The sequence below is a fragment of the Streptomyces sp. NPDC047706 genome, assembly GCF_043204795.1.
GTDB lineage: Bacteria > Actinomycetota > Actinomycetes > Streptomycetales > Streptomycetaceae > Streptomyces.
On the sequence record NZ_JBIDCW010000004.1, the window covers coordinates 353,725 to 360,808 of the forward strand.

Annotated in this window: 5 protein-coding genes; 4 read left to right on the plus strand and 1 reads right to left on the minus strand. The window is 72.6% G+C overall.

The window, feature by feature from the left end; all coding sequences use genetic code 11:
- Positions 1-64: 64 nt before the first annotated feature.
- Both ACGF8A_RS07175 and ACGF8A_RS07180 read left to right on the plus strand, forming a co-directional pair.
- Positions 65-610: an RNA polymerase sigma factor gene (locus tag ACGF8A_RS07175; protein WP_393105102.1), complete on the plus strand. Its 546-nt coding sequence runs from the start codon at positions 65-67 to the stop codon at positions 608-610.
- Between the two features lies 1 nt (position 611).
- On the plus strand, positions 612-1,355 hold the full coding sequence (locus ACGF8A_RS07180) for a hypothetical protein (protein WP_393105104.1): 744 nt from the start codon (positions 612-614) through the stop codon (positions 1,353-1,355).
- Positions 1,356-1,407: 52 nt separating this feature from the next.
- Here the strand turns inward: ACGF8A_RS07180 and ACGF8A_RS07185 are convergent, their stop codons facing one another.
- The gene (locus tag ACGF8A_RS07185; RefSeq protein WP_393105106.1) at positions 1,408-4,710 is read right to left on the minus strand and encodes a S8 family serine peptidase; all 3,303 of its coding nucleotides are present in this window, start codon (positions 4,708-4,710) and stop codon (positions 1,408-1,410) included.
- Positions 4,711-4,925: 215 nt separating this feature from the next.
- Between ACGF8A_RS07185 and ACGF8A_RS07190 the strand changes: the two genes are divergently transcribed.
- Together ACGF8A_RS07190 and ACGF8A_RS07195 are read left to right on the plus strand one after the other, a co-directional pair.
- Positions 4,926-5,381, plus strand: a complete 456-nt coding sequence (locus tag ACGF8A_RS07190) for an NUDIX hydrolase (protein WP_393105108.1) — start codon at positions 4,926-4,928, stop codon at positions 5,379-5,381.
- Between the two features lie 370 nt (positions 5,382-5,751).
- Positions 5,752-6,906 carry a serine hydrolase domain-containing protein gene (locus ACGF8A_RS07195; RefSeq protein ID WP_393105110.1) on the plus strand — a complete coding sequence of 385 codons (1,155 nt, stop codon included), beginning with the start codon at positions 5,752-5,754 and terminating at the stop codon, positions 6,904-6,906.
- Positions 6,907-7,084 lie beyond the last annotated feature (178 nt).

Below are 7,084 nucleotides of genomic sequence, written 5' to 3' on the forward strand. Positions count from 1 at the left end.
CCCGAGCGGGGCCGAACGTTTCGGCCCGTCCGGGCGTCATAGGGGAAACGCGGCAAGGAGAGGGGTGGCTGTGCTGCGCAGAATGGCGCGCCGCGGCCAGGGGGGCGACGTTCACGGTGATGTCGGGGATCCCCTGGACGCGGCCCAGGAGCGCCGGGTGCGGGCAGTGCTCGCGCTGGGCGGAGTGCCGCAGGCGGACCTGCCGGACGGGGTGCAGCAGGTACGCCTGCGGCTGCTGGAGCGGGCCGCGAGCGGCCGCGAGGCACCACGGGACGTCTCGGCGTGGGCGGCGGTCGTCGCCTCCAACCTCGCCATGGACTGGCACCGGGCCCGACGCCGCCAGGAGCGGATCGGGGAACGCCTGGCCTCGCTGCGCCAGCCGGCGCACCCCTCCGGTGAGGACACCAGCCTGCTGTCCCTCGCCGTCGCCCAGGGCCTGGACGAGCTGCCCGACGCCCAGCGTCAGGTCCTCGTCCTGCGGTTCTACGCCGATCTGCCGGTGCGTTCCATCGCGCAGGAGCTCGGCGTCCCGGAGGGCACGGTCAAGAGCAGGCTGCACACGGCGGTCCGGGCCCTGCGCGCCCGCCTGCACGAGGACGAGGTGGTGTGACGTGACCGTGGAGCGTGACGGGCAGGGCGGCTTGGATCCCCGCGATCCGCTGATGGCCGTCATCACCGGCGAGCCGCTGCCGGATGCGGCACGCGCGGACGCCGCCCTGCTGGCCGAGTACCGGTCGGCCGAGGCCGACGTGGCGGTGCTGCGGGAACAACTGGGGGTCATCGGCGAGGCGCTGACGGAGGTTCCGGAGGCCGCGGAGCCGCCGGCGAGGTCCCCGGCGCCGTCGGTCCGGGTACGCCCGCACCGCCGCCGCCCCTTCGCCCTCGCCCTCGTCGCGGCCGGGGTCGCGGCGGCCGGGACCGTGGTGGTGGGCATGGGCTGGCTGCTGGCCCAGGCCGGCGGCGGCGCGACGGAGACGTCCGGGGCGGGCGCCGACAGCGCCCGGTCCGACTCCTCCTCGGAGGCCGTCGGCCCCCTCGGCTCCCCCGAGTACCTGGCCTGCGCCCGTCTGGTCGCCGAGGGCGAGGTGACGGACACCCGGCCCGTCCCCGGCACCGCCGAGGAACGCGTCACCCTGGAGGTGAGCCGCTCCTACGAACCGGCGGACGGCGACACCGAGGTCTCGTTCGTGATCCCCGCGAGCGCCGGTCTTGACGAGGGCGAGCAGGTCCTCGTCGCCCTCCGCCGCGGCAGCGCGTCGCCCGATGTCTGGCTCGTCGGCGAGCAGGCGATCGCCGGCCAACGGCAGCTGCTCGCGGAGACCCTGCCGCAGGCTCGCGCCACAGCCTGTGAGTAGCGAAAGGGGCGGGCGCCCGTACGGACGCCCGCCCCTCAGCCGTACCGGTTGCCTACGGCGTGACCTTCTCGATCTTCACGTTGCCGACGCCCGCGGCCGTGCCGCGCGCGTTGACCAGCTGCACCTGGCCGAAGAACTCACGTCCCTCCGGCGCGGCCGCGGCGGCGGTGACGCTGCCGGTGACCGTGGCCGAGTCCCCCGTGCCGAGCTTCACCGGCGCCGAGCCGTCCACGCTCACGCTGCCGAGGGCGGCGGAGTAGAAGACGTCCCGGTAGTCGTAGGCGGTGGAGCCGGCCGGCACCCCGTAGCCGTAGACCTCGATGGTGTACGTGCCGGCCTTCGGGGAGGTGATGGACACCTGCTCCTCGGAGTCGCCGTCGGCGTCCTGGCCGACGACCGCGCCGGTGCTGTCGTAGACGGTCAGGTCCAGGTCGGCCGCCGCGTCGGAGACGCCTCCGATGGCCACGTCGAGCGAGCTGGCGCCCTCCGGGACCTCGACCGTGGTGGTCTGGGCCTCGCCCTGCGCGATCGTCGGGCGGGTGGTCTTGGACGAGCCGAGCGGCCCGCCGGCCAGCTTGCCGTCGATCGCGGCGTAGCCGTTGGTCACCTTCCAGGAGGCGGTGGCCGGTACACCGACCTTGGCCTCGGGCACGGTCACGGTCTCCGGGTCGAAGGCCGCGCCGAGCACGGTGACGTCCAGCTTGTACGGGTTGTCGAGCAGCGGCGACGTACGGCGCGACTCGACCTCGATCTCCCAGACGCCGGGCTGCGGGTCGGCGTACGCACGCAGGTCGGGGCGGCAGGTGTTGGCGGGGTTGGTGTAGTTCGGGTAGCAGTTGATCGTCGACGTCGGGTCGGACGGGACGCCGTACGGGTGGATGGCGATGAACCGGGTCTGGCTCCTGTCCTTCAGCCCGCTGAGCGCGACCTCCAGCGACCTGGCGCCCTCGGGCACGGTCACGAAGTACGAGGTGGTGCTGTTGCGCTGCACCGAACCGGACGCGGCGTAGCTGTACTTCAGCGGCTGCGCGACGACGACCGTGTTGAGGACCAGCTTGTCGATGCCCTCGGTGCGCGGGTCGTCGACCTCGAGGATCGCGCTCTTCAGCCCGGCGGACTTCGGCGCGGCCTGCACCTTGACGGTGACCGGCTCGTTCAGCGGGAGCTTCACCACGTCGGATCCGACGATGCGGAAGGTGCGTCCCTGGTTGTTCTCGAAGTGCAGCTCGTGCCGGACGGCCTTGTCGGGACCGGACGTACGGGTGATCGTGACGTCGTACGTCTTCTTCTGGCCGGCCTTCAGGCCGCCCTCACGGTCGTACAGGCCGGTGCCGTGGCCGGGCGTCTTCAGGAACTGGTCGATCGCGGTGTCGACCGGCGCCTTCACCGTGTAGGTGTGCGCGGTGGCGCCGTCGCGGATCGAGTCCCAGGCGTCCTCGATGTTGACCAGGCCCGCGCCCTCCTCGTACGCCTGCACACCCTTGATGTGGTCGGCGGTCGAGGTGAGCGCCGTGCGCAGGGTCGCCGGGGTGAGGTCGATGCCCTTCTGCTTGGCGGCGGACAGCAGCAGCGCGGCGGCGCCCGTCGCCTGCGGGGAGGCCATCGAGGTGCCCTGGAGCATGGAGTAGCCGGGCGGCAGGCTGTAGCCGGCCTCGGCGACCGGGCCGCCGGGTGACCAGGTCTGCGTGGTGTTGATGGCGGCGCCGGGCGCCGACAGCGTCGGCGTGAAGCCGCCGTCCTCACGCGGGCCGCGCGAGGAGAACGGCATCATCGCGTACCGCTTCTCCACCTTCGAGCCGTAGTTGGCGGCCCAGGTCTCCCTGGAGACGGTCGCGCCGACCGAGATCACCTTGTCGGCCAGCGACGGGTCGCCGATGGTGTTGGCGCCGGGGCCGGAGTTGCCCGCGGAGATCACCAGCTGGACGCCGTACTCGTCGATCAGGCGCGTGTACAGCTCGGCGCGCGCGTTGTTGCCGTCGTTGAGGGCCGGGAGGCCGCCGATCGACATGTTGACGATGTCGACGCCCCGGTTGACGACGAGGTCGATCATGCCCTCGGTGAGGGCCACGTTGGTGCAGCCGCCGGACCAGGTGCAGGCCCGGGAGGAGACCAGCTTGGCTCCGGGAGCGGCGCCGTTCATCCGGCCGCCGAACAGGCTGTTGGCGGCGGTGATGCCGGCCACGTGCGTGCCGTGCGAGCCCTCGATGACGCCGATGCTGACGTAGTCGGCCTTGGCGCCGGCCGCGTTGTGGACGACGTCCTTGCGGATCTCGATCACGAACGGGATCCGCTCGGCGATCTCGGTGGCCGGGTCGTCGGTGCCGAAGTAGCCGATCTGGAAGCCGTCCTTGTACGGCTTCATCGCGGCCTCGTCGGTGAAGTCGAGGTCGTCGTCCAGGTCGACGCGCGCGGTGCCGGAGGCGGCGTCGTACAGCACGCCCCAGACGTCCGTGGTGTCGCCGTCGCGGTTCAGGTCACCGGCCATGTCGCCACCGGTGGTGGCGGACTCGGAGAAGTAGTTGAACTTGTACGAGCCCTCGGGCGCCTTGAACGTCTCGGTGCCGAGCGTGGGCGTGGTGATGGCGAAGGTCGGGCCGCTGACCGCCGTGGTCATCCGGCGCCAGGTGCCGTCGCCGTCGACGACGGGGTCCGTCGCGGTCACCCAGTCGACGATCTTCCGTTCACCGGTCGTCGTCTTCTGCAGCGCCGGGTGGCCGAGGTCCACACCCGAGTCGAGGATGCCGATGGTGACGCCGCGGCCGTCCGCCTTCGGGTGGTCCTCGACGAAGTCGACGGCACCGGTCTCGAAGGACGGGTTGTACGGGTTCTCGGCCGGGGTCTTCCTGCCCGGCGCGGGGTACGCGCGGTCGGCCTTGGTGCCCTGCGGGGCGCCCGCGTTCGGCCGCGGGTCGTCCAGCGGTATCTCCTCGCGCAGGTCGATGCCGTGCACGGAGGAGAGCTTGGTGGCGGCGGCGATGGCCGCGTCCGCCTTGGCGGTGGGCACCGTGGCCCGGACGTAGCCCAGCTTGTCGTACGTACGGCCGACGAGGCCGCCGTCGACCGAGTCGAGCTGCTCGGCGACCTGCTTCGTGCTGCCCGGCGCGGTGGCGATCATCATGGTCACGCTCTTGTCGCCCGCGGCCTTGGCCTGCGCGAGCAGCTCGGCGTCGTCGGAGCCGAGCTTGTCGTGGGCGGACTTCACGCCGGGGTCGGCGGCCGTGGGCGCCTGGTCCGCGGCGAGCGCCATGGGTATCGGCCCGGCCGCGGCCAGCGCGGCGACGAGGCCGGCGGCCACGGCGATCCGGGCCACGCGTCTCGCGCCCGGTATCGGTTCGCTCTGGGGGGTGAGTGTCATCGGCATCCCTTGCTGGGTTAAGGAACGAGACAGTCCGGAATTCGGTCCCGGACGACCGCTCAGCCTTACGCAACGCAGGGATGTTTGGCGAGGGTTGACCGAATCGCAATGGATGAATGGGGAAAACCCGCGATGCCCAGGGGTGGACACAGGGGATGAGCAGAACATTTCGGGTGGCGGGTGGCATTCCTGGTGTGAGGGGATAACGTCCCCTCGTGCGCGAGAAGTTGAGGGTGGCGGCCTACGCCATATGCGTCCGGGACGGCCAGGTGCTGCTCGCCCGCTCCCCGGCCCCCGACGGCACCCCCGAGTGGGTGCTGCCCGGCGGAGGCATGGAGCACGGCGAGGATCCCTACGACACCGTCCGCCGGGAGGTGCGCGAGGAGACCGGCTACCGCATCGAGGTCACCGGCATCCTCGGCGTCCACTCCCTCCACCGCACCTTCCCCGGCCGCCGCTTCCGTCCGGCGACCGACCACCACGGCGTACGCCTGGTGTACGAGGGGACCGTGGTCGGCGGCGAACTGCGCCACGAGATCGGCGGCTCCACCGACATGGCCGCCTGGCACGGACTCGACGCCGTACCAGCCCTGCGGCGCATCGGCCTGGTCGACCTGGGCCTGCGGCTGTGGCGCGAGCGCCCGGCCGCGGGGCGCGTCGACCTGGCGTAGGAGACTCGGCACGCCGGATGAACTCCCGGCTGACCGCTCCCGGGCCGCGCGGGGAGCGTCCGCCGCCGCTCGCCCCCTGCACGCCCGGCACCACCCTCGCCGGTCTCGCCGCTCCCCGCACCGCACGGACTTCGCCGGTCTTTCCCCGGCCGGTCCGGCCTCCCTCCGCCGCCAGTCCTTCAACGCCCCGGAGCCCGTACGGACCTGGCGGGCGGCGCGCCGCGACCGCCACACCGAGCTGGTCCTGAAAAAGGGCTGAAACCCGCTCAACCGGGACGCCCTCCGGCAACCTTCACGCGGTGCTCATGGTTTCTTCCTCCGACTGTGCTGTGATCCGAAATGGATCCGAGGGGATCAGATGGGGGATGACATGAGCGTACGAGTGACCCTGGTGGCGGCGACGGCCGTGGCACTGTCGGCCGCCCTGGCCGGCGCGGCCCTGGCGACCCCCACCGGCGGCCATGACGCGACCCGCGAGGCGCTGCGGGCCGCCGTGCGGGACGGCGTGCCCGGCGTCACGGCGACCGCGAAGGACGCGCACGGCACCTGGCGGGCGACCGAGGGCGTGGGCAACCTCCGCACCGGGCAGCCGCGTTCGGCGGCCGACCACTACCGGGTGGGCAGCATCACCAAGACGTTCGTGGCGACGGTGCTGCTCCAGCTGGAGGCGGAGGGCCGGCTGTCGCTGGACGACAAGGTGGGCAAGTGGCTGCCGGGCGCGGTACGGGGCAACGGCCACGACGGTCGCAGGATCAGCCTCCGCCAGCTGCTCAACCACACCAGCGGCATCTACGACTACACCTCGGACGAGGAGTTCGGCCGCACGTACTTCCTGAAGGACGGCTTCCTCGCGCACCGCTACGACACCGACGAACCCTCCGAGCTGCTGGCGGTCGCGATGGCCCACGAGCCGGAGTTCGCGCCGGGCACGTCCTGGAGCTACTCCAACACCAACTACGTCCTCGCCGGAATGGTGATCGAGAAGGCGACCGGCCGTCCCTACGGCGCGGAGATCCGCGACCGGATCATCGAGCCCCTGCACCTGCGCGCCACCTCGGTGCCCGGCACGCGGGCCGCCGTCCCGCAGCCCAGCAGCCGCGCTTACAGCAAGCTGGCGCAGACGGCGACCGGGCCGACGTACGACGTCACGAGGCTCAACCCCTCCCTGGCGTACGCGGCCGGCGAGATGATCTCCGACTCGGCGGACCTCAGCCGCTTCTACCGGGCGCTGCTCGGCGGCGACTTGCTGCCACCGAGGCAGCTGAAGGCGATGAAGACGACGGTGCCGATCGACGGCGCCCCCAACGTCGCGTACGGGCTCGGCCTGATGGACCGGAAGCTGTCCTGCGGAGTCCACGTCTGGGGTCACGGCGGCGGCATACACGGCTCCTCGTCCGAGGCCGTCACCACCCCCGACGGCCGCCACTCCCTCGCCCTCAACTTCAACGGCGACTGGGCGGGCGACAGCGAGGCGGTGATCGAGGCGGAGTTCTGCGGCGACCGCCGGCCGCGGGACGCGTCCTGAAGCCCTGAGTCGCCCCGGCACGCCCTGCCATGCCCCGGCGCGCCCTGACATGAGGAGGGGCGGGGGGGGGGGGGGGGCCCCGCCCCCCCCCCCCCCCCACCCCCGCGGGGGGCCCCCCCCCCCCCCCCCCGGGGGCCCCCCCCACCCCAAACCCCCCCCCCCCGCGCCCCCCCCCCCC